General features: G+C 54.7%; 19 protein-coding genes. 14 read left to right on the top strand and 5 right to left on the bottom strand.

Annotated features, from left to right (window positions below; genetic code table 11):
• Positions 1-206 precede the first annotated feature (206 nt).
• The 10 genes from ASC86_RS11090 (at position 207) to ASC86_RS11045 (ending at position 12,910) form a co-directional block, all read left to right on the top strand.
• Complete coding sequence (locus ASC86_RS11090) at positions 207-1,880, top strand: choline dehydrogenase (RefSeq protein WP_056320547.1); 1,674 nt, start codon at positions 207-209, stop codon at positions 1,878-1,880.
• Positions 1,881-1,942: 62 nt separating this feature from the next.
• Positions 1,943-3,367, top strand: coding sequence for an aldehyde dehydrogenase family protein (locus ASC86_RS11085; RefSeq protein WP_056320544.1), 1,425 nt, complete (start codon positions 1,943-1,945; stop codon positions 3,365-3,367).
• Positions 3,368-3,419: 52 nt separating this feature from the next.
• Positions 3,420-5,069, top strand: a complete 1,650-nt coding sequence (locus ASC86_RS11080) for a choline dehydrogenase (protein WP_056320541.1) — start codon at positions 3,420-3,422, stop codon at positions 5,067-5,069.
• A 64-nt stretch (positions 5,070-5,133) separates the two neighbouring features.
• On the top strand, positions 5,134-6,408 hold the full coding sequence (locus tag ASC86_RS11075) for an ABC transporter substrate-binding protein (protein ID WP_056320538.1): 1,275 nt from the start codon (positions 5,134-5,136) through the stop codon (positions 6,406-6,408).
• Positions 6,409-6,428: 20 nt separating this feature from the next.
• The gene (locus tag ASC86_RS11070; protein WP_056320536.1) at positions 6,429-7,295 is read left to right on the top strand and encodes a branched-chain amino acid ABC transporter permease; all 867 of its coding nucleotides are present in this window, start codon (positions 6,429-6,431) and stop codon (positions 7,293-7,295) included.
• Between the two features lie 3 nt (positions 7,296-7,298).
• The gene (locus ASC86_RS11065; RefSeq protein ID WP_056320533.1) at positions 7,299-8,303 is read left to right on the top strand and encodes a branched-chain amino acid ABC transporter permease; all 1,005 of its coding nucleotides are present in this window, start codon (positions 7,299-7,301) and stop codon (positions 8,301-8,303) included.
• Entirely contained in the window at positions 8,300-9,052 is a 753-nt protein-coding gene (locus ASC86_RS11060) for an ABC transporter ATP-binding protein (RefSeq protein WP_056320531.1), read from the top strand. Before ASC86_RS11065 ends, ASC86_RS11060 begins: the two co-directional genes overlap by 4 nt.
• Positions 9,049-9,750, top strand: a complete 702-nt coding sequence (locus ASC86_RS11055) for an ABC transporter ATP-binding protein (RefSeq protein ID WP_056320528.1) — start codon at positions 9,049-9,051, stop codon at positions 9,748-9,750. Before ASC86_RS11060 ends, ASC86_RS11055 begins: the two co-directional genes overlap by 4 nt.
• On the top strand, positions 9,722-10,462 hold the full coding sequence (locus tag ASC86_RS11050; RefSeq protein WP_156387006.1) for a hypothetical protein: 741 nt from the start codon (positions 9,722-9,724) through the stop codon (positions 10,460-10,462). Before ASC86_RS11055 ends, ASC86_RS11050 begins: the two co-directional genes overlap by 29 nt.
• A gap of 156 nt (positions 10,463-10,618) precedes the next feature.
• A complete protein-coding gene (locus tag ASC86_RS11045; protein ID WP_056320680.1) occupies positions 10,619-12,910 on the top strand; it encodes a methyl-accepting chemotaxis protein in 2,292 nt (763 codons plus the stop codon).
• A gap of 61 nt (positions 12,911-12,971) precedes the next feature.
• Here the strand turns inward: ASC86_RS11045 and ASC86_RS11040 are convergent, their stop codons facing one another.
• Positions 12,972-13,811 carry a transporter substrate-binding domain-containing protein gene (locus ASC86_RS11040; RefSeq protein ID WP_200943804.1) on the bottom strand — a complete coding sequence of 280 codons (840 nt, stop codon included), beginning with the start codon at positions 13,809-13,811 and terminating at the stop codon, positions 12,972-12,974.
• Positions 13,812-13,933: 122 nt separating this feature from the next.
• On the opposite strand from ASC86_RS11040, the gene ASC86_RS11035 reads away from it, so the two are divergent.
• Complete coding sequence (locus ASC86_RS11035; RefSeq protein WP_056320519.1) at positions 13,934-14,815, top strand: DMT family transporter; 882 nt, start codon at positions 13,934-13,936, stop codon at positions 14,813-14,815.
• 248 nt (positions 14,816-15,063) lie between these two features.
• On the opposite strand, the gene ASC86_RS11030 is transcribed toward ASC86_RS11035, so the two are convergent.
• Positions 15,064-15,345, bottom strand: coding sequence for a hypothetical protein (locus tag ASC86_RS11030; RefSeq protein ID WP_056320515.1), 282 nt, complete (start codon positions 15,343-15,345; stop codon positions 15,064-15,066).
• A 101-nt stretch (positions 15,346-15,446) separates the two neighbouring features.
• On the opposite strand from ASC86_RS11030, the gene ASC86_RS11025 reads away from it, so the two are divergent.
• A complete protein-coding gene (locus ASC86_RS11025; protein WP_056320512.1) occupies positions 15,447-16,169 on the top strand; it encodes a hypothetical protein in 723 nt (240 codons plus the stop codon).
• A gap of 417 nt (positions 16,170-16,586) precedes the next feature.
• Here the strand turns inward: ASC86_RS11025 and ASC86_RS11020 are convergent, their stop codons facing one another.
• From ASC86_RS11020 to ASC86_RS11010, 3 genes are read right to left on the bottom strand one after another with little or no spacing between them, the layout of a single operon-like run.
• Positions 16,587-17,633 carry a CBASS cGAMP-activated phospholipase gene (locus ASC86_RS11020; RefSeq protein WP_056320509.1) on the bottom strand — a complete coding sequence of 349 codons (1,047 nt, stop codon included), beginning with the start codon at positions 17,631-17,633 and terminating at the stop codon, positions 16,587-16,589.
• On the bottom strand, positions 17,630-18,067 hold the full coding sequence (locus ASC86_RS11015; RefSeq protein ID WP_056320507.1) for a hypothetical protein: 438 nt from the start codon (positions 18,065-18,067) through the stop codon (positions 17,630-17,632). Before ASC86_RS11015 ends, ASC86_RS11020 begins: the two co-directional genes overlap by 4 nt.
• Positions 18,064-19,311, bottom strand: coding sequence for a nucleotidyltransferase (locus tag ASC86_RS11010; protein WP_056320505.1), 1,248 nt, complete (start codon positions 19,309-19,311; stop codon positions 18,064-18,066). The genes ASC86_RS11015 and ASC86_RS11010 overlap by 4 nt, the downstream gene beginning before the upstream one ends.
• Before the next feature lie 208 nt (positions 19,312-19,519).
• Between ASC86_RS11010 and ASC86_RS11005 the strand changes: the two genes are divergently transcribed.
• Together ASC86_RS11005 and ASC86_RS11000 are read left to right on the top strand one after the other, a co-directional pair.
• A complete protein-coding gene (locus tag ASC86_RS11005; protein WP_056320502.1) occupies positions 19,520-19,849 on the top strand; it encodes a helix-turn-helix transcriptional regulator in 330 nt (109 codons plus the stop codon).
• The gene (locus ASC86_RS11000; RefSeq protein WP_056320500.1) at positions 19,846-20,724 is read left to right on the top strand and encodes an ImmA/IrrE family metallo-endopeptidase; all 879 of its coding nucleotides are present in this window, start codon (positions 19,846-19,848) and stop codon (positions 20,722-20,724) included. The genes ASC86_RS11005 and ASC86_RS11000 overlap by 4 nt, the downstream gene beginning before the upstream one ends.
• The last annotated feature ends 22 nt before the right edge of the window (positions 20,725-20,746 follow it).

Raw genomic sequence — 20,746 nt, 5'->3', positions numbered from 1 at the left:
TTGACCAAATCCGTGATATAGGTATTTTCTGACCGAAGAGTTTAAAAAAAGAACCAAAAGGTCAAGGCGCATTCGCGCGGCGGATCGCTCGGGAAAGAACTTCGGTTCTAGGCATGAAATGAGTGAGCAATACAGGGCAAGCGCCCGAGGTTACCGAGAACCAGAAGGTTCTCGCGAGCAAACCTCCGCGCTTGTGGGAGAAGCGCATGTCCGTCGTTGAACGTTATGATTACGTAATTATTGGTGCGGGTTCCGCTGGCAGCGTGCTTGCGAACCGATTGAGCGCTGATCCCAAAGTTAAGGTTCTGATTCTCGAAGCAGGTGGCCCCGACCGTCGGTGGGATTTCAGGATTACCATGCCTGCGGCCTTGGTCTATCCGCTCAACAGCACGACCTACAATTGGCAGTTTCTCAGCGAACCGGTTCAGACACTCAACAATCGCCAGCTTCCATTCTTCCGGGGCAAAGGTCTCGGCGGTTCGTCGACAATCAACGGAATGGTTTATGTTCGCGGCAATTCCATGGACTTCGATAACTGGGCTCGTGAGAAGGGCCTCGAAGACTGGAACTATTCCCGTTGCCTTCCCTATTTCAAGCGGTCGGAGTCCTATTCTGAAGGCGGCGATGACTATCGAGGCGACTCCGGGCCGCTGCATGTATCTCGCGGAAAACCTGAAAGCGCTTTGTACGAAATCTTTCTTCAGGCGGCGTACGAAGCTGGACACGAGCATACGCCGGATGTGAACGGTTATCGTCAGGAGGGCTTTGGTTACTTCGACGCGACAATTCACAACGGAATTCGGGAAAGTGCGTCCAGAGCATACTTGCACCCTGTAATGAAGACGCGGCCGAACCTAACCGTTGTGACGGGTGCTATGGTGGGGAAATTGAACTTCCTCAACCGTCGGTCCGATAGCGTCACCTATAGGAGCGAAGGAAAGCTTCATACCGCGCACGTCGAACAAGAAATCATACTGTGCGCAGGCGCAATCCAATCACCACAGCTTCTTATGCTCTCTGGTATCGGAAACGCCGATGATCTGAAGCAAGCAGGCGTCGAACCCACCGTTGATCTCAAGGGTGTGGGGCGAAACCTGCGCGACCATTTGGAATGGATCGTTTCTTACAAGTGTACGAAGCCGATTTCCTACTATAATGCGACGAAGCCTCTCAAGCAGGCGATGATTGGGGCACAATGGCTTGCCACGCAGACTGGCCTGGGAGCATCAAATTTCTTTGAAGCTGGTGGCTTCCTGCGGTCGACACCCGCACAAGTATATGCCGATGTGCATCTGCACTTCGTAGCACTTGCTGCGGAATATAGCGGTCGCGTCTCCGCTCCAGGTCACAGCTTCCAGGTTCACCTGAGTCCCGGCCTTCCGGAGAGCAGTGGATGGCTGAAACTCAAGTCTGCGAACCCTGAAGATCACCCGCTTATTCAGCCGAACTACCTCTCGGAGGAACGAGACTGGGTAGAAGCAAGAGCTGCTATCCGTAAATCCTTCGAGATTTTGGAGATGCCTGCTCTTCGCGAATATCGAGGTGAGCGGATACATCCGAACAAGCAGATCGATAACGACGCTCTGCTGGATGAGTACATCCGATCCCATGCGGAGACCGGGTACCACTATGCTGGCACATGCCGCATGGGCGAGACCCCGGAGTCGGTGGTCGATGGCCAGTTGCGAGTTCATGGCATCAAGGGCCTGCGCGTGGTCGATGCATCAGTCATGCCCCGCCCCACGAACGGCAACACCAACGCCCCTACGATCATGATCGCTGAGAAGGCTGCCGACTACATTCTCGGCAACACGCCGCTCCCGCCGTCGGAAGCGCCGTCTTACCGACACCAGAATTCTACAGCCTCGATTGCGTGCTGAAGAGCAGCGCAGCTGACTTAAGCGGTCCAACAGACCGAAACATCGAATTGGAGGAGCCTATCATGGACAACTACGGCAAGTTTTACATCGATGGTGAATGGAGAGAGCCGTCTTCTGGAGAATACCTGGATGTAGTTGATCCCTCTACGGAAAAACCATTTGCGAAGATCGCCCTGGGTGCTCCCAAGGACGTAGACGATGCCGTCGCCACAGCGCGTCGCGCCTTCCCGGCGTACTCCCAGGTGAGCGTTGCGGACAGAATAGCCTTCTTCAAACGAGTGCTGGACATCTTCCGTCGCCGTCAGAACGAGATCGCAGAGATCGTCACAAAGGAAATGGGCTCGCCTATCACCTTTAGCATTGAAGCCCAGACAGCAACCTGCGTCGCACACATCGAAGCAATTATCGATATTCTTCAGGACTTCTCGTTTGAGGAGCGGAGCGGCACAACCCTTATCGTGAAAGAGCCAATTGGTGTTGTGGGTCTGATCACGCCGTGGAACTGGCCTATCAACCAGGTGGTCTGCAAAGTCCTTCCCGCACTGGCTGCTGGCTGCACCATCGTGATCAAGCCCAGCGAAATCGCACCGCTGGACGCAACAATCTTTACGGAAATCTTGGAAGAGGCTGGCCTACCTGCGGGCGTATTCAATCTCGTCAATGGTGAGGGACCTGTTGTGGGGGAAGCGATTTCCGCTCACCCTGATATCGACATGGTATCCTTCACGGGATCGACCCGCGCGGGCGTACGTGTCGCAAAGGCTGCCGCCGATACTGTTAAGCGGGTTACCCAGGAGCTGGGAGGAAAGTCAGCCAATATTCTGCTGGACGACGTCGACTTTGCATCGGCTGTGCGCAACGGCATTGTGGGTTGCTTCGCCAATTCCGGTCAGTCGTGCGACGCCCCTACCCGCATGCTCGTTCCAAAATCTCGTTACGACGAAGTTCTCGCAATCGCACGTGACGCGGCCGGTGATCAAACCGTCGGTGACCCGACCGATCCGGCTACAGTTCTTGGCCCCCTCGCAAGCGAAGTTCACTTCAATAAAGTCCAAGGCCTCATTCGGCAGGGTATCGACGAAGGCGCGACCGTATTGGTCGGCGGACCTGGAAGACCGGAAGGACTCGATATCGGATATTATGTGAAGCCTACGATCTTCGCGAATGTCACAAACGACATGAAGATCGCGCAAGAGGAAATCTTCGGGCCAGTGCTTTGCATCCTCCCATATGAGGACGAGCAGGATGCAATTCGCATCGCCAATGATACCCCGTATGGGCTCGCGGCATATGTTCAGTCTGCCGATCAGGATCGTGCACGACGGGTTGCAAGGCAGCTACGCGCTGGCTCGATCTTTATCAACTATCCAGATTGGGACCCGCTAGCTCCGTTCGGCGGCTACAAACAGTCCGGCAACGGACGCGAGGCAGGACATCACTCGCTCAGCGAATACCTGGAAATCAAAGCAATGGTGGGTCACGGGTAACCGCGCCGTTCGATCTGCGTCCATTTCCTCATTGCAGTAGGTTGGCCAATCCATGGAATTCGATTTTATAATCATTGGTGCGGGTTCTGCGGGTTGTACTCTAGCCTCGCGGCTATCCGAAGACACCACCAATAAGGTTCTGTTGCTGGAAGCGGGTGGAAACCACAAGAGTTGGATTGTGGATATGCCCCTTGCAGTCGAGCGACTGCTGGGAGAAGACCCGAGGAACTGGAATTTCCAAACCGAGCCTGAGCCGTATCTCAACGGGCGACGTATCGCCCATCCGCGCGGGCGTTTGCTGGGTGGGTCCTCATCAATAAATGGCATGGTCTATACCAGGGGCCATGCTCTCGATTTCGATGATTGGAAGAACGAGGCGGGGTGCGTTGGCTGGGGCTATGCGGACGTTCTTCCCTATTTCAAGCGCGCTGAAACCTCGCTTGGAGGCGGAAACAATTATCGCGGTTCGGAAGGTCCGCTGAAGGTCGCTCGGCCTGACCTGACGCGCGATCCGCTCAACCATGCGTTCCTGAAGGCCGGGCAGCAGGCTGGATACCCTGTAACGGCTGACAGCAATGCTTTCCAGATGGAGGGCTTTGGGCCGAATGAGCAGACGATCTATCGGGGTCGCAGGTGGAGCACAGCGCGCGCCTATTTGGACTCTGCAAGTAAACGCCCCAATTTGACGGTCATCTCTAATGCCCTGGTCGACAAGATCAATATAGAGAACGGGAGGGCTGTCTCAGTCATTTATAAGACGGTCAGCAATGACGAGGTCGTGCGCGCAAGACGGGAGATCATCGTCTGCGGCGGCTCCTTCGCATCACCCGCTATTCTGATGCGTTCAGGTATTGGCCCACAAGAGGAACTGCACGCGGCAGGGATCGCACCCATCGTCTCCTCGGCCGAAGTCGGGCGTAATCTGCAGGATCATCCTGACGTCACGATCCAATTTTGGGCGAAGCGCCCTGTTGGCCTGTATTCCGCGACACGCGGATTGAAACGTATCACGACAGGCCTCCAATGGTTCGTCGCGAAGTCTGGAATTGCGGCGAGCAATCAGTTCGAAGCTGCTGCTTATCTACGGACCAGAGCGGGCGTCGAGTACCCGAACATAAAGCTCGAACTTCTGGGACTTGCTTTCCAGCACGACAGTTTCCTTCCCCACGCCGGGCCGTCGTTTCAAATTCATATGACGCTCCTTCGGGCAGAGAGCAGAGGAAGCGTTCGCGTGACCTCACCCGATCCGTCGGTGCTTCCCAAAGTCCTCTTCAATTACCTGCAAGATCATCGAGATGTCGAGGTCATGCGCGACGCCATCAAACTCACTCGCGAGATCGTAGATCAGCAGGCTTTCAGCGGATTGGCCGGTGAGGAAATCGCACCTGGGAAGAGCGTTAGGTCGGACGAGGAAATTGAGAACTGGCTGCGCGATCACGTGGCCACCGCCTACCACCCTGCTGGGACATGCAGGATGGGATCAGACCCCGCGAGTGTGGTCGATCCTGAACTCAAGGTGCGCGGCGTCGAAGGCCTTCGGGTAGCAGATGCTTCCATCATGCCTCTTGAAGTCAGCGCCAACTTGAACGCCACGACAATCATGATCGGGGAGAAGGCGGCCGACCTCATTCTTGGAAAGCAGCTTACGGCGGTGCAAGCGCGGCACTGGGTGAATGAGAACTGGAAGGTAGCGCAACGATAGGCGGTCCATACGGACCTACATACTGGGCAGCAAAAACAAAACAACTGAAAGAGGAGCGAGCATTATGACCAATTCAATCAACATGACCCGCCGACAGGCGCTTCTTGCGGCCGCAGCAGGGACATCGCTTCTCGCGATGCCTGGCGTTCTCAGGGCGGAGACCAAAACCGTCAAAGTTGGCGCGCTCGTGCCGCTGACCGGTGACCTTTCCCTATGGGGTTTGCCTGCAAAAAACGGAGCTGATGTTTGGGCTTCGCGCGTCAATAAGGCGGGCGGTATCAAGGTAGCTGGGGAGCAGTACAACGTCGAAGTGGTGTCGTTCGATGGCGCTTACATCGCGGAAAAAACACTCCAGGGTGCCCGTGCCTTTCAGGATCAGGACGTGAAATTCACGATGATCATTGGCGGGGATGACTGGTCTGCGCTGCAGGACTTCTCCAACCGCAACAAGATGCTCACCGCGACGCTGTACGTGTCCGACTTGAACCCGGATTCGACGTATCTCATCGCGCCAGTGGAAGCGCACCCCTTCTATTTTGGGTTGGGCGTGGAATACCTGAGAAAGGTCGAGCCGAATATCAAGACTGTTTCCCTCTGTGCGCAGGATGATGTGACCGGTCGTTCCTCGCTGGCTTACTGGCGTGCTGGTTTCGACGCACACGGCTTCGAGATCGTCAACGACCAGTATTTCGACAACGCAACGACGGACTTTGCGCCGGTGGTAAGTGCCATGCTCGCAGGTAAGCCGGAAGCGGTTTGCATCGACACGACCTACCCATCTGTGGCCCTGCTCCTCGTGGAGCAGTTGTTTACCCAGGGCTACAAGGGTCGCATTCTTCATGCTGGCTTCGAGTTGCTACCGGATATGGTGAAGCGGACCAGCAAGGAGTTTATGGAAGGTTCAATTGCCTTCTTCCCCCGCTTCGACGACCAAACCATCGCACAGGCCGCAACCGGCTTCAGCGATCCGTCGGGCTTCTACAACGAGTACAATGCTGCGCATCCGAACGAGTGGAACAACACTTCGTGGGAATTCCCAGCTGCACTTGAGGTCTGGAAGCAGGGCGTTGAAGCTGCCGGAAGTTTCGACGCGGACAAGGTACTCGAAAGCATGAAGGCAACACCGCCGAAGCACATCTTCGGCGAAGCGAAATGGTGGGGCAAAGACCTTTTCGGGATCGACAACGCACTTCTAGGGAATTGGCCTATCGTCGTCGTGAAGGATGGCAAAGTTGAAATCGCTGAAGTAGGCGATCAGGCCGCTTGGTACGAGGCCCACAAGGACAAGGTCGAAGCGCGGTTCCGCGAAGAAGACCTTATGCCTGACCAACGTCGATAAGACAGCACCGAGATTGAGTGATGCAGTTCCTAATCGAAACGTTGATTAACTCTGCAATGGCGAGCGCGGCATCCGCGCTCGTCGTTGTCGGCCTTGCATTGATCTTTGGCGTCATGCGCATCGAGAATTTTGCGCATGGCGAACTCTATATGGTTGGAGCCTACGCGGCTTGGTATTTTGGGACGAGCTTAGGTGGTGGTTACGCGGTTGGTTTTGTCGCTGCCGTGATGGTCACAGCCATGATCGGCGTATTCATGGAGGTGTTCCTTTTTCGACGATTGAAAGAGAACCCGATGGGCCCCCTCATTGTAACCATCGGGGTCCTACTCGTTTTGCAGACGGCGGCCGCATGGCTGTTCGGGGTAAACAGTAACCTCCTCGTCGATAGTCCTTTCGCAGGAGCGGCCAGTATCGCTGGAATCAATGTTCCGTGGCACCGGCTCTTTGTCATTGGAGCAGCAATTGTTCTACTGGGCGGATTGACGGTATTGCTCCGGACCACAAAGTTCGGATGGGCTCTGCGCGCGGTGGCTCAGGACAAGGATGCTGCTCGACTTCAAGGCATTTCGATTGGCGCGATATCTCTCCTTGCTATGGCTCTCAGCGCTGGTCTGGCTGGCGCAGCTGGTGCCCTCATGGCTCCAATCGTTCGCATAAGCCCATACATGGGGCAGCCAATCATCATCACCGCCTTTATCGTCATCATCTTGGGTGGAATCGGCTCTCTGGAAGGAGCGATCTTGGCGGCCATCATCTACTCGACCTTCTTCACGTTCATTTCGGCATATTTCGACAGCACGGTCGCCAGCATCGCAGGCCTTTGCCTGATGCTATTGGTACTGGTCGTGAAGCCGAGTGGTCTGATGGGCAAGGCTCAGAAAGTTTAGGCCATGACTTCAAATAAGAAAGCTGGCTTCGGGTTTGCGATAATCGCCATAGCCGCTGCTGCAATCGTGCCATTGGTTGCCGGGGACTATTACGTTTCCTTCTCGACCGAAATCGCGATCATGATCCTCATGCTGTCCAGCTACCGAATGGTGGTGCTGACTGGGGAATGGTCATTTGCTCACGTCGTTCTACAGGGTGTAGGCGCATACACGGCCGCCATCATGGTCAAGGATTGGGGTGCTCCTTTTCCGGTTTCCCTTGTTGCGGGGGCGGTCGTCGCTGCTGCCGTCGCTGCGGTTCTGAGCTTCCCGCTCTTGAAAATGCGCGGGTTCTACTTCCTGATGGGAACGTTCGGCGCAGCGGAGGCCATTCGTTTGCTCTGGAGGAAATTCAAGTATTTCGGCGGCACCCGTGGCTTCTCCGGGATTTCAGCTCCCTATCTCGAAGTTGGTCCCATCACCATCGACTTCGGTCATCCGGCGTCTTTTTTCTATCTCGCTCTCGCTATCGTGGTGGTCTGTCTGCTCGTCATCTGGAGCATGGAGCAGTCTCGGCTGGGCCAAATCTGGCGAACCATCGAGCAGCAGGACGTTCTTGCCCAAGCAGTAGGCATAGACACCCGTCGTTATCGTCGTATTGCCTTCATCATCTCAGCCGCGTTCGCAGGTATTGCTGGAGTGCTTCTGGCATATGCATTCGGATCGGTCACGCCAAACAGGTTCAACCTCAATTTCGCGCTCTATCTGATGATCTGGGCCATCGTTGGCGGAACCCGCTCCTTCTATGGCGTAATTCTTGGCGGCATCATTCTTATGGGGTTCGATGAGTCCCTGCGTTTCGCTGATGAGCTGCGTCCGGGAATCTACGGCATCATTCTGATACTTGTCATGTTGTTTTGGCCGCGAGGTATTGAGCGCCTCGTCGGGTTGGACAAGCTCTTCGCTCCCAAAGCCGCCCTGCCCGACAGCGGCTCACTCGCTGCCAGTACGAAAGGAGACGCCCGATGAGTGTTCTATCTCTCAAGGGTGTAACGAAGAAGTTCGGCGGACTCACCGCCGTGAACGACGTGAACCTCGAAGTGAGGGCGGGAACCATCCATGGTCTAATCGGACCGAATGGTGCAGGCAAAACGACCCTCTTCAGCCTCATCACGGGCTTTTACACACCGACAACGGGGACCGTCCACCTCGATGGTGAGGAAGTTACATCGACCTCAACCAGCCATCGGGCGAGAAAGGGGCTGGTCAGAACGTTCCAGGGAACCGTTCTCTTTCCCGATCAAACGGTCGCTCAGAACATCGCAAACGGGATGCTCGCGACCGCTTCCGGGTCTTGGAGGGATTGGTTCTCAGAAAGCCAGGCCTACGCAAAAAACCGAGACCATGAGGTGGAAAAGCTGCTGCAGTTCGCGAGACTTACTGATCTTCGGAATGCGGCGGCACGAGATTTGTCGCATGGGCAGCAGCGGGTCCTTGGGATCGCAATCGCACTTGCTGCCAAACCTCGTGTCTTGCTCCTGGATGAGCCGTTTACGGGAATGACGGCCTCCGAAAAAGATCGACTGGTCGAGATGTTGCAAGCGATACGCCAAAGCGGGACCACCGTGGTCCTTGTGGAACACGACATGCGAACCGTCATGAAACTTTGCGACGTTATTACGGTTCTGAATTTTGGAAAAGTGCTCACGGAGGGCACGCCGGAGCACGTCAGGCGGCACCCTGAAGTGATGTCAGCGTATTTGGGAACGGCAGCATGATCGAACTCCGGAATCTCGCAGTCCATTACGGTAGGGTCGCGGCAGTGCACGACGTGTCCCTCACATTCGAACATGGGATCAACTGTATCATTGGGTCAAATGGGGCAGGAAAAAGCACGCTCATGCGTGCCATATCTGGCCTTGTCCGCCCATCTTCAGGCAGCATCCTTTTTGAAGGCGAACCCATCGAAAACCTGTCGGCGAAAGCGATTGTCGAACGCGGGATCGCTCACGTTCCGGAGGGACGTCATGTTTTTCCCGAACTGACCGTCGATGAAAACCTGAAAATCGGTGCGTATCTTCGGAGAGACAGCGCGGCGGTGAAGCGGGACTATGATAAAATATGCTCCGTTTTTCCGCGCTTGGCGGAGCGCCGGAAACAGTTCGCAAACACCCTAAGCGGTGGCGAACAGCAAATGCTGGCCATCGGGCGAGCAATCATGGCTGCTCCAAAGCTCGTTTTGATGGATGAACCGTCGATGGGCTTGTCGCCGGTCATGGTTGGCGCGATGGCAGAGGTCATCAAATCCATCAACGCAGAGGGAAAATCAGTTCTTCTGGTTGAGCAAAACGCCAATGTCGCTCTCAGCCTGAGCAGCGATGCAGCTGTTCTTGAACAGGGCCGTATCTCGTTGAGAGGCAAGGCTGCCGACATGAAGGATGATGAACATGTCCGAGTTGCTTACATCGGGGTCTGAAGACAACCATTTTGATCCGCTACAGCGTCTTTGGATGCTCAGTGCCCAGGTCAGAGATGGACACGACGTCTCCAACAGGCTGAGGGCAGTTTCCTTGGAAGACCTGACCGCTATCGAGCGGCAGATTGCTTTTGTCGTTTGTCGACATTTGGATGTTGCAGGCCGTCTGGGAAACGGAACGGACGTGGACGAGCAGGAATTCCCTGCCCTGCTCAGTCTGTGGGACGAAGTTATTGCGGAGCTTCGGACAGAGGGGGCGAAACTGACGCCTCGCTCCCACGCGTTCCACATGAGGCTGGCAAGCAAATACGCCGATTACTATCGATCATTTGAGCAGAAATTAGTCGACGAATTCATCCAAGCCGCCCGTGCGAAAAGCGATTTTCTCGGAGCGGTCGCCGTCGCCCGCAGCGGAGAGATTTTAAAAGCTGCTCGCATGGCGGAAGCCATCTCTCGATACTGGCGAGGAAATCTACCAGCTCGCCTTCCTGGGCTATACAATATCGAGCGAACTGCCGCCACTTGGGCGCTAACAGGAGGTGACGCCCTTCTTGCCCAAAACCTTGCTCATCTCGCAGCTGAGGCAGGCAATCCTCTGAAAGCTGAGTACGAAGATGATGCCCCATCCTTGGCCATCCCTCCCCGTAAACTTGAAATCACTGTTCGCTTCGGATTTTCGGCCTCGGTCGTTCCGTTGCAGCTCTACGCCTAACGTCCTTAATCATCAACATACTACTAGGTCAGTATTTTAGATTGATAATTCGTTTTTAACTACTGGGTACTAAATTTATGGCACAACTTCGTGGGTGCCTGACATGCTCGTACGCGCCATCCAGAAGGTTGTTGAAAGCCATGGATGGGGCCAGCTATGCTTAAATCAATTCGAAAATCTCTTACTTTGAAACTCATCGCTGTCACCGGAACGGCGATTGTCTCAGTCCTTGTCGTTTCAAATCTGATCATGATCAGCCAGACACGGGATAGGGTTACGGAGCTTCTGACCGACCATGGAAGATCGGAAGCACGAGGGTTGGCCAGCAATGTCGCAGGCGATATCGCTGTATTATCCGGGTCTGCGAAGGCAATGGCCGACGCAATCCTGCGTTCCTATGAAAGCAAAGAGCTGAGCCGCACGTCATTGAAAGCAATTCTCCAGGGAGGCGCTTCCAATCCGTCCGTGTACAACTCCTGGTTCATGGAGCAAAAGGGCAACTTCGACATACCGGTAGGTAGCTCAGCTGATGCGGGCTTCGGCCTGAACGAGAACGGCGTATTGGCAATGTCTTGGGAGAACCGAGGCAGCGAACAGAACTTCCGATCATTCCCCGATGACTACGGCGCAGAATGGTACAAAACAGCTGCAAACGCCACAAACGGCGTAACGACCGATCCTTACACTTACACGGAACCTGCGACCAACGAGTCGTATATCGCGACCTCGATCTCATTCCCAATACGCTCGAACGGTAAACTACTCGGGGTCCTTGGATTGGATGTGTCGATTCAAAAATTGTCCGATGGGCTTCGCGAAGTCCACCCTTTTGGCACCGGCCGTGCCATGCTGGTTTCCCAGAGTGGCAAGTGGGTGGTAGGGGCCCGACTGGAAGATTCGACAAAGGACTACGATCAGGCAGGTGCCGATACCATCAAAGCCGCCTTGCAGGCGCAGCAGGGAATGAACATCTCGGAAATCGACGGCAAGTTTGACCGCTACGTGCAGCCGTTTAGGATTCCTGGAACGGACACCATTTGGGCGATCTTGGTTGACGTACCTTACAGCGCCATCAATGCACCTGTTCGCGCTCAAACCGTCCTCATGGTAGTCGGAGGTGTCCTAGTGCTGCTCGCTGTGATGGCTGCACTCCAACTTGCTGTTCGGGGGTTTATCCAGAAACCGTTGAATAAGCTTCTCTCGAACGTAAGGGACCTCAGCGATGGTCAGTATGAGCAGCCAGTAGAGGGACAGGGCCGGATAGACGAGGTAGGCTCGCTTGCCAAGGCCCTCGAAGGATTTCGCTTCGACCTGTCGAATAACCGCCGTCTAGAGGAAGAGGCGGAACGCGAACGGCAAAGCGCCGAAATGGAACGCGGTCGCTCCGAAGCCGAGCGACAGCAATCGACCGATCTTCAACGCCATATCGTTGCATTGGTTGGTGAAGCTCTTGGAGAACTTTCGAAAGGCAATCTTACCTACCGCATCGATAAAGAGTTCCCGGGCGAGTATGGCAAGCTCAAGAGCGACTTCAACCTGACGGTTGCCGCACTTGAGCAGACTATTACCACGATGGCATCCAGTGTGGTGAACATTGGCTCTGGTACGCGGGAAATCAGCAACAGCGCTGCCGACCTCGCCAAGCGCACCGAAAATCAGGCTGCAAGCTTGGAAGAAACCGCCGCTGCTCTCAACCAATTGACGGCCCAGGTCAACTCCAGCGCCGAGAATGCTCGAACTGCCGCCACCAACGTTAGCTTGGCTACTCAGGATGCGGAGGAGTCAGGGGAAATCGTGCAGCGAGCCATCGCCTCGATGAAGAGCATTGAGCAAGGCTCTACTGAAGTGTCGCGGATTATCGGCGTGATCGACGACATTGCATTTCAGACAAACCTTCTGGCACTCAATGCCGGTGTTGAAGCAGCACGTGCTGGCGAGGCGGGCAAAGGTTTCGCTGTCGTTGCTCAGGAAGTCAGAGAGCTTGCCCAACGTTCGGCAACGGCCGCCAAGGAGATCAAGACATTGATCAACGCTTCGGGGTCGCAGGTGAAGGGGGGGGTCGAACTCGTCGGTTTGGCTGGCAAGACCCTGCAGAAGATTTCCGAACAGGTGATGAGCATCAACTCACTCGTTCGGGAGATATCTTTGTCCGCTGCCGAACAAGCTGTCGGACTCAAGGAGATCAACAGCGCTATGAACCAGATGGATCAGGTCACTCAGCAGAATGCGGCCATGGTGGAAGAAGCAACAGCAGCTAGCGTAGCCTTGAACGATGAAGCTCTGAGCCTTCAGCAACTGGTCACTCGGTTCCACGTCTCCCCTGCAGGCCGCAATAGTGGTGGAAATGAAGCGCCTAAATATGGTCACGCAAGCAGAGGAAATGATGGATCGACCAGAACCCTTCGCGTTGCAGGCGGACGCGACGTGGTGAGCTGGGAAGAATTCTGATCTCCTTGATAACGAAAAACCCGCCAGTCTTCTGGCGGGTTTGTTTTTGCCTAAAGATTGATCACTTCACAAAGCGCGGTTCGCCAACGTTCGTAATCTCTGGATCGAACCCAACATCCGAGATCGTCTTTGCAAGTGAGCCATCCGCGTGTTGCGCGGCTATGCTTTCGTCCAGAGCCTTGCCAAGAGACTGGTTTCCTTTTGTATAAAGAATTGCCGTTTGGGGCGGCAGAACCGTCGCCTGAATCCGCTCATCGGGTTTTGCCATTTTGATGGCTATTCCCGGATACGCCCCGTTGTTCTTCTGATTGTAGCTCCCAGCGTTGTAACCGAGAAAGCCTACATCCAACCGATCAGCTGCCAGGTCCTGAGCAAGTGCGACGGGTGTCGGGTAGAGCTTTAGATTTGTCCCGAAGAGTTTCTGCAGGTCGGCGACCCAGAAAAATCCGGTAACGGTACCTGCCCTCTTATCAACGGTAGCTTCAATCTCGTCGTAGCCGGCCTTGGAGTAAATTCCCATGTGATCAATGTACAAAGGCGCTGACAGGTCGAGCACCTTGCGCCTGTTCTCCGTTCGATTCCAGCTGCCGATAGCGAGATCAGCCTTTCCGGCGACAACCGACTGGATCGTCGCTGCCGGGTCCATGACAAGCGTTACAAGTTCGAGGCAACTGTCGGTGGCGAACCGCTTCACGATAGCAGGGTCGATCCCGGAAATTGCGCCGTCCGGGGATGCGAACGTGAAAGGCGGATAATCATACGCAGCGACAGTCAATTGGCCCGGCGACACCGTCTCAATCTGCTTGCAGTCAGCGGCAAAAGACAGCTGCGTCGAAATGAATGAAACAGCCGCGAAGGCTACCAAAGTCTTCTTCACAATTATTCCTCCGAGATAGGTCACGAGGAGAATCCCATATTTGACCGTAAGGTCAGTTTTATATACTGATTGTTCTCTTTTTGGAAATCACGAGTTTATGGAAGCGAGCTTTTTTCAGCTCTCCCAGGACAGTCAGGGAAACAACGATGAACGAAAAGACGCGCGGATACCTGTTCGCTGTCTCAGCTGTCTCCATGTTCGCAGCGCAGGATGGCATCACGAAACACCTGATCGGGAGCTATCCACCGGTGTTCATTACAATGCTTAGGTTTTGGGCCTTTGCGGTATTCGTGCTGCTATATTCAGCGTGCTCGCCCAGGGGAATTCGCCAAGCCGCCAGAACCCATCACCCTTGGCTCCAAGTCGCTCGGGGATGTCTTCTCGCTTTAGAAATCGTGTTGGCAGTTATTGCGTATAAATACGCGGGGCTGGCAATGAGCCAAGCAGTAATACAGTCCACGCCGCTCTTCGTTACAGTCCTCTCGGTTCCGCTGCTCGGCGAGACGGTAGGATGGAAGCGAGCAACGGCGGTAGTAGCTGGTCTCGTTGGCGTATTGATAATTATCAATCCTGTAGAGGCTGAGTTCGGTATCTCCACGATCTTGCCAGTCTTGGTAGCCCTTTCATTTGCGCTGTACAGCATTGCAACTAAGGTTGTTAGCCGGAAAGACAGCTCTGTCACGAGCCTGCTGTACACTGGTATCGCCGGGGCAATATCAATCACTCTGATTGGCCCGTTTTACTGGACACACGTCGCGCCTACTGACTGGTATTTCATACTATTGCTGTGCGTGAGCGGTGCAGTAAGCCACTATTTTCTAATCATTGCGTATGGCTACTTGCTGGCGGTTGAGGTTCAGCCGGTGTCTTACCTGCAACTCGTTCTGAACGTGTTGATGGGCGCGCTCATTTTCAACGAAGTGGTGACGGGCAACATGATCATTGGCTCAATTATCGTCGTGGCCGCTGGCTTGTTTACAGTTTGGCGGGAAAGCCGCGTCAATCGAGGCGGCAATCCAAGGATATAGACAGTCAAGAGGTTAATACCGCTGGCTGAGGTCAGCGGTATGATATTGGTAAATTGCCGACTAGTTGAGCAGACCGCTCTTGAGGGTGCTTAGAATTGCCTTGGCATCGGCATCGTAGACATCCTTCACAAGCTTTGCTTCGCTGCTGATCAGCATTGTAACGTTTTGATCTGCGGTGAACGGTTCCCACTTGGGCATCATCCTCGCTGACGGCTGTCCGCTGCGTGCAAAGCTTGTCCAAGCTTCAATCAGGGTGTCCCGCAAGAGATAATGCTCGCCCCAGGATACAACTTCGCTCTCGCTGCTGGGAGGCCGGGCTCACCCCACGCTTCATCAATGTCGAGAGAACCGAAGAGATATAGAAGCTCCACTGCATGGGCCGCGAAGTTTCCGCCGAACATCGGCTCCTTTTGATCGAACCGGTAGTTGAAGACGGGCGCTGTCTTTGCAGACACCCGAGCCATAATGTTGCGGTACGTATCGAAGCCGAACATGACATCCGTCCCGGCCTTGAAGGCGACTGTCGACATGTGCGTCTCAGGACTCTGTTCTGCGTACAGACTATGCGTTTACCGAAAGTCTCATTCGGTCACACCCCGCTGGGGCAACGGGCGCGCCGGTATTCCCTAATTTGGTCCAAGAGGCGAAGCTTGGATACGACGTTCAAATCCAACTGCCAGCAGTGCCGCTTTTCTTTCAGTTTAAGCTGCCTGACCGGATGAAGAAGGGAACTGCGTTCGAGGTATCGACCGGCAGTTGCCCAGGGTTGAAGACGCAATTTTATCGGATTGGCTTAATGCGCAATGACCTATCGAAGCAGCATGCCCATCTCATTGATCTGGAGAAGAAACATCCGGGTTGCGTTTTCTACGCCGCCCCTTGTCTTCCGGACATTCACGAATTCAATAGCTCCTATGGTCTGGGCAGGGTTTTCCGAGACACCGCATTTTTCTCGCCAGGGGATATCGGACCACTTCCCGATAACAAGCAGCATACCATCGCCTATCGGAGCGATCTGGGGCATGCGTTCTTCTGTTCTGATCCGCAGGAAATACGCCGCACAACCTTCGATGACGTCCAGCAAAAGGTTGGCGCGCTCTTCCAGCAGAAGCAATATGGTGATGCAAGAGAGACCTCTCGCACTACCCGCAATCAGGTTGTCGACTTGGCTTCATCTACTTCCCGAAGACAGGCAGCCGGGTTAGCCGATAGAATGCGGGTTCGCGTTCGAGCGGCCATGCCTACGGCAGCGATCAGCACGGAGCAGGAAGAAACCCTTACGAATTTGCTGGTGGCGCGAGATATCGCTCGGGTTGATCTCGGAATCGAACTGCTAATTGCTCAACCAGGTTAACGGTAGTGGGAGGTACCCTTCCCGAATCTCGACAGAATGTGAGCCAACTAGTAGATTGATCTGTCGAGAAAATCGACAGTTTCTTGCGCCACGACCTGGCCATTTAGCATAAACTTCAGCAGATAGATATTTTTGTCGGGTCCCGGACTGAAGGCTTGGGAAGTATCGTAGTATCGATACTGAAGAACAGCCGTTCACCCGGCACTGCGAGTTCGTACGCCCACATAAATCGATCATCTTCAGGGGGACATTCCTTCAGTCCACGGGCCTTCACGAACTCATCAATGATTGCCGTATCCTGGAGACGGCTGGCTTCGGCCATTGACTCAACTGCAACGCGGTAAAGTGGTGTTAGTAGTGACATCTAATAACCCCATGGTAAGGTGGGATGGAAAGCCAAACTCATCCCTTCCCATTTCACGTCAATGGACAGGCCGTGTACGCATCCGCCTTACTGGCCAGAAACACGCTTTCTATATAGTGGCCTGACGCGTCAGCTTGCGCGCGAGCCACCCTAGGCAGTTCGATGAGAGACCGGCGAACGTCATCTAGGGCGATAAGCTCTTCATGCTCGGGCACGTCCACGCGAACGACATTGTTTTTGCCAACGAGGAGATATGCTTGGCCGAGAGCATTCTTTGATTGCGCCCTGGCGGCAATCTTGAAAATCGGAGGCATTCCGATGGAAATGCCCCAGCCATTCACGCCACCATTTAGCTGCTTCTTACGGAGCTTCAGCGTTTCGTCGCCTGTTCCCAGGGAGAGTATGCGGATGTTCTCTCTCGGAATGTCATAGCAGGCCAAGACGTCAACAAGAGCGTTCATAATTGGATTGTTCGCCCAAACCCCGCCATCGATCATGATATGACCGTCGGCCTCAACGGCCGGATAGTAGGCGGGGGCGGCACTGGTGTGCAACGCGACATGGGCGAAAGTCTTGTGTCGATCCTTTTGATAGTCAGGATGGTGGGGCGTCTTATATATGAACGGCTCGCCGTGCACCCCTTCGAAGCTCGGAACCACGAGGCGCGTGGTGGCCTCGTTGATTACCTTGTCGCCAAAAATCCGGAGAAGTTCACCCTTCAATACGGATTGATCATGCTTCGGCCGAAACAGGAAACGAAGGAGTTGCCGCAGGCGACCGACGCCTTTTGGCGACGGGAAGATGGTGTGACCACGCTCCGTATAGATTTGCAGCACCTGGGCTGCGGTCATGCCGTTCGCGAGGCCGAGAGCGATAATGCCGCCGGTGGAAGTGCCCGCGATCATGTCGAAGTGGTACGCAATAGAGCCACCACCAAGAAAACGCTTTTCGATCTCCGCAAGGTAGGCAGCAGGGAAAACGCCCCTGATTCCGCCTCCATCGATAGATAGGATGCGAAACAGTCGGGCCTTCGGCCATGGCTGCTTTTTTCGAGTGTGCTGAATGGTGCCATCGGAGCGAGGAGGAGCTATGTAATTCATTGCTGTACGGCCTCCTGTGCTGAACCTGGATGACGGCCGCCTCCCGACCAAACGCCGGTCATTAGCCAAAATTCGTAGAACACGGTCCAGTCAATGGACCACGGGATGGTGGTTCGAGAAATCAACATGGTGCCGTCCCATTCATTGGCGGCAGGGTCAAACAGGCAAAGTGTTGGATCGCTGAGAGGTCCGTATACATGCGGCAAGGGACCATCTGTATATTCCGGCTTCCGTATCAGCTCTGGCAACAATATCCGAACCTCCGGAAAATCGCCGATCTCATATCGGATTTCGATGCGATAACAGGCGAACTGGGGTTTCACATCTCCAGTCCAGACCGCCGAATGGCGGTCAACTTTGTGTGCGCGGAAGAGCGGCCAGTCGGACCGCATGGCGGCAATCTGCTCATCGATGGTCTTGTATTGCCCGCTCATTTGAGGCGATCCCCAAAGTAGGTGTGAGGAGAGGCTTTGACCGGCGAAGCATAGATCGAGGTCACAACTGCCGGAGCGGCAGGAACGAGGATGCTCCCGCGCTTAGTGTAGCCTTGTGTTCCCTGATCGGCAGCCCGACGCGTTTCTTTGACCATGTTGTCGACAGCTTTCGTGACGACGCGATCCCCGAAGACCTCGCGAAGCCAATCCTGCAAGGCGGTCGGCAGCATCTCGCCGTTCAACGCCTTTTCGACACCCTTCACAAGTTCGCGCAGGTCGCGAGCGAACCGCTCCTGCTGCTCGACATTCTCCGGCCAGCGGTCGGTGAACACATCATCGGCATAAACTGGGTTCTCGACGTGAAGCGTCTTGTTGCGGATCGTGGCCTGGTCAATTTCGCCGATGATCCAGTTCGCGATGCGAAGAAGCGCGTCAGTCAATGAGCTGCCCGGCTTGGCTGCCAGACCGGCAAAGTACGACAACATTACCGACGGCGGCATGCGGCCTGGACGGTTCGCATAGCGAACGTTGCGATACCGCTTCAATAGCTGCAGCGCCAAAGTGGTATTGCTCTTGACGATAAATTCCGTCTGCACCGGGACCTCGTCAACGTCGGCGTCAGCCTTGACAGCCCGCTGTTCGGCATCCTCCCAACGGCGTTTGAAGGCTTCGAGGACCTTCAGTTCCAAAGGAGTGCGCTCAGCGTACCACTGGCAGAAGCCGTATGCGTTCATAGGCACATCTTGGTCGTCATCCGACGCCTCGGGGCCTTTCGCGTGCATAATAACGCTCTGTCGCTCAAGTGTGCCCTTATCCCGCAATGACGGAGTAATATCGAGGTGCATCTTGTCTGCGTAGTAGATTGTAACGCAGCGGGTCTGTCGTACCACCGTCAAGCCGCGATACCCAATCAAGCCCTTTTCAAGTTCGGTCAGAATTTCGAGGGGCTGCATGGATCGAAAGCGCTCGCCGAGCTGAGCGATGATGTCGAGGTCGTACTCGTCGTCCGTGCCACGTGTCGAGATCGTGGCGTCGATTGCCATAGACCCTTGGGGATAGAAGTGCTCGATCTCGTCATGAAAGATCGAGGTCGTTGCTTCCAAGTGCTTTCTCACCGCCTCGTAGCGATCCACGGCTTTACCATGGAGTGACGGCGGGAGCTGGATGCTAAAGGCGATCTCAGCAAGGATCGCGTCGATACGGTTCAGAAAAGGATCAATTCCATCGAGCGTAGTTCTTGTCATTCGTTTTCTCCATAATGTTCGTTTTGCCTGCCGGATTGGTGTTCATGGTGGCGCTCCCTTTTTGTGTCTGCCTGTCAGATTTCGCTAAACCTTAATTAAAAGTTCGCTAGTCAGAACCGAATATGGTGACCTTGAATTTCGAAGTCAAGGAACTTAGAATATCGCCACTCCGAACCTGTGGAAAAACCAAAATAAGGAAGGAAATCGGATGACACAGAACAAACTTGGCGCTCGCATAAATGCGTTGCGCAGAGAGAAGAAGCTTACCTTGGATCAACTGGCTGCCGCTTCCGGCTCATCCAAGAGCTACATATGGGAATTGGAAAACAAGCACCCTCCCCGACCATCCGCCGAGAAACTGGCGGACATAGGTAGAGCACTCGGCGTCACAGCCGACTACCTGATCGGGAGCGACGACCAGACCCGCACCCAAGCGGAGGATATCGCATTCTTCAGACAATACAGTGAACTTCCCGACGATACTCGCAAGGTCTTGCGAGAAATGGCGGAGTCGTTGGCCAAGATGGGAAAAAAATGAAAACTACACCACCGCCTAAACCCAGAGCCGAAGCCAATAAGCTGACAACGATGATGGACGTGGTCTTGGGCGGTGACCGATTTGACGTTGGCCCGGTAGATGTGGAGAGACTCGCAATTGAATACTCATCCAGCACATCACCAAATAGCCCAATCCACGAGGTCGTAGGTAAAAAGATTACGGGCTGCGCGGGCGCTCTGGTCTTTAGCAAAACGCTTCCCAGGCAATGGGGTATTTACTATGACGAAACCCAGTCGGAAACCCGCCGCCGGTTCACCGTTGCTCATGAGCTGGGGCACTACGTGTTACATAGACAGCGAATTGAGTCTGAGGAGCAGTACAAGGACGGGATATTTTGCAGCGAAGACAGTGTCATCCGAGGAGCTGGCGGTGACATCGAGGCTGAAGCCGATCAGTTCGCGGCGACACTACTCATGCCGCTGCACGATTTTCGGCGGCAAATATCTGCCAAAGAGCAGGTCGATTTCGAGAAGCTGGGTAGGATCGCGAAGCGCTACGGAGTTTCGTTGACGGCCGCCGTGCTACGCTGGCTCGAATACTCCGAGACCAGGGCAATGCTCGTTGTCTCGAACGAAGGGTTTGCGCACTGGGCAAAGTCAAGCGAAGCAGCGTTTAGAAGTGGCCGCTTTCTTCGAACCAGAAATGATGTTTACGAGCTTCCGGCCCAAGCGGTAGCAACACGTGGCGAATATACGGAGGAAGCGCTCTCCGGAATTCATCAGCGTTCAGGGGTTTGGTTCGATGAGCCCGTTTTTGAGATGTGCCTGCGCTCTGACAGTGAACCGCCCCGACTTTGCCGGAGACCGTTTGGTTTAAGTTATGCGGCCATAGCTGGTGCGTCCAGCGTGGCGTAGTATCGTTCTTCTGCCTCTGCAG

It is taken from the genome of Rhizobium sp. Root1212 (genome assembly GCF_001424985.1).
Taxonomy (GTDB): Bacteria; Pseudomonadota; Alphaproteobacteria; order Rhizobiales; family Rhizobiaceae; genus Pararhizobium.
The sequence above is the reverse complement of the archived record's forward strand: the minus strand, read 5'-3'. Positions and strand labels throughout refer to the sequence as shown.

What these genes read in the sequence shown, in the direction of transcription:
- ASC86_RS11050 (WP_156387006.1), top strand. Translation starts at nt 9,722, where the DNA reads ATGTCCGAGTTGCTTACATCGGGGTCTGAAGACAACCATTTTGATCCG.
- ASC86_RS11030 (WP_056320515.1), bottom strand. Translation starts at nt 15,345, where the DNA reads ATGTCGACAGTCGCCTTCAAGGCCGGGACGGATGTCATGTTCGGCTTC.
- ASC86_RS11075 (WP_056320538.1), top strand. Translation starts at nt 5,134, where the DNA reads ATGACCAATTCAATCAACATGACCCGCCGACAGGCGCTTCTTGCGGCC.
- ASC86_RS11070 (WP_056320536.1), top strand. Translation starts at nt 6,429, where the DNA reads ATGCAGTTCCTAATCGAAACGTTGATTAACTCTGCAATGGCGAGCGCG.
- ASC86_RS11065 (WP_056320533.1), top strand. Translation starts at nt 7,299, where the DNA reads ATGACTTCAAATAAGAAAGCTGGCTTCGGGTTTGCGATAATCGCCATA.
- ASC86_RS11015 (WP_056320507.1), bottom strand. Translation starts at nt 18,067, where the DNA reads ATGAGCGGGCAATACAAGACCATCGATGAGCAGATTGCCGCCATGCGG.
- ASC86_RS11045 (WP_056320680.1), top strand. Translation starts at nt 10,619, where the DNA reads ATGCTTAAATCAATTCGAAAATCTCTTACTTTGAAACTCATCGCTGTC.
- ASC86_RS11085 (WP_056320544.1), top strand. Translation starts at nt 1,943, where the DNA reads ATGGACAACTACGGCAAGTTTTACATCGATGGTGAATGGAGAGAGCCG.
- ASC86_RS11010 (WP_056320505.1), bottom strand. Translation starts at nt 19,311, where the DNA reads ATGACAAGAACTACGCTCGATGGAATTGATCCTTTTCTGAACCGTATC.
- ASC86_RS11060 (WP_056320531.1), top strand. Translation starts at nt 8,300, where the DNA reads ATGAGTGTTCTATCTCTCAAGGGTGTAACGAAGAAGTTCGGCGGACTC.
- ASC86_RS11090 (WP_056320547.1), top strand. Translation starts at nt 207, where the DNA reads ATGTCCGTCGTTGAACGTTATGATTACGTAATTATTGGTGCGGGTTCC.
- ASC86_RS11020 (WP_056320509.1), bottom strand. Translation starts at nt 17,633, where the DNA reads ATGAATTACATAGCTCCTCCTCGCTCCGATGGCACCATTCAGCACACT.
- ASC86_RS11080 (WP_056320541.1), top strand. Translation starts at nt 3,420, where the DNA reads ATGGAATTCGATTTTATAATCATTGGTGCGGGTTCTGCGGGTTGTACT.
- ASC86_RS11035 (WP_056320519.1), top strand. Translation starts at nt 13,934, where the DNA reads ATGAACGAAAAGACGCGCGGATACCTGTTCGCTGTCTCAGCTGTCTCC.
- ASC86_RS11055 (WP_056320528.1), top strand. Translation starts at nt 9,049, where the DNA reads ATGATCGAACTCCGGAATCTCGCAGTCCATTACGGTAGGGTCGCGGCA.
- ASC86_RS11005 (WP_056320502.1), top strand. Translation starts at nt 19,520, where the DNA reads ATGACACAGAACAAACTTGGCGCTCGCATAAATGCGTTGCGCAGAGAG.
- ASC86_RS11000 (WP_056320500.1), top strand. Translation starts at nt 19,846, where the DNA reads ATGAAAACTACACCACCGCCTAAACCCAGAGCCGAAGCCAATAAGCTG.